The organism is Oleiphilus sp. HI0043 (genome assembly GCF_001634935.1).
Window position 1 is genome coordinate 1 of the sequence record NZ_LWEY01001487.1, and the last position, 894, is coordinate 894.

Below are 894 nucleotides of genomic sequence, written 5' to 3' on the forward strand. Positions count from 1 at the left end.
CTGCCTTCACCCGTTACGCAGACAACCTCCTCATTAGGATAATGAAGCTTTATCCCCATTGCCGCTGGCAAACCAAAACCCATCGTCCCTAAACCACCAGAGTTAATCCAACGATTTGGCTTATCAAATTTATAGTACTGAGCTGCAAACATCTGGTGCTGCCCGACGTCAGAACAAACGTAAGCATCACCTTTCGTCGCTCTATACATCGCCTCGATCGCTTGTTGCGGTTTAATGCTTTCCTCGGTCGAAGGGTCGTAGCGACCACCGTGACGAGCACGCCAGCCATCTATACTCTTCCACCAAGAAGCCAAAGCCTCTTGATCTGGCGTTTCCTCTGCATCCTCCAGAATCGCCAACATATCATTAAGCACTGATCCCACCGGCCCAACGATTGGCACATCAACCTTAACTGTTTTTGCAATATTTGCCGGATCAATATCGATATGAACAATTCTTGCCCCCGGGCAAAACTTGTCAGTGCCATTCGTCACTCGATCATCAAATCGAGCACCAACCGCTAAAACCAAGTCGGAATTATGCATTGCCTCATTGGCTTCGTAGGTACCATGCATCCCCAGCATTCCCAGAGAATGCTCACCAGTACCAGGATATGCACCCAAACCCATTAGCGTTGTGGTTACTGGATAATTCAAGCGCTCAACCAACTCTACCAACTGCTTGGATGCTTGCCCCAGAATAACACCACCACCCGCATAGATTACCGGACGCTTAGCTGCCAATAACATATCGACCGCTTTCTTAATCTGACCAGAATGCCCTCTTACCGGCGGCGTATAAGAACGCAACTTCACCTTTTTGGGGTAAACGTATTCAAAACGTTCATTTGGCGCCGTCATATCCTTAGGAATATCCACAACAACCGGCCCCGGA

General features: G+C 48.7%; 1 protein-coding gene. It reads right to left on the bottom strand.

Going from position 1 to position 894, the window contains the following annotated elements; translation table 11 throughout:
- The coding region (locus A3729_RS21150) for a thiamine pyrophosphate-dependent enzyme (protein ID WP_231877481.1) at nucleotides 1-894 on the bottom strand (894 nt) is incomplete at both ends.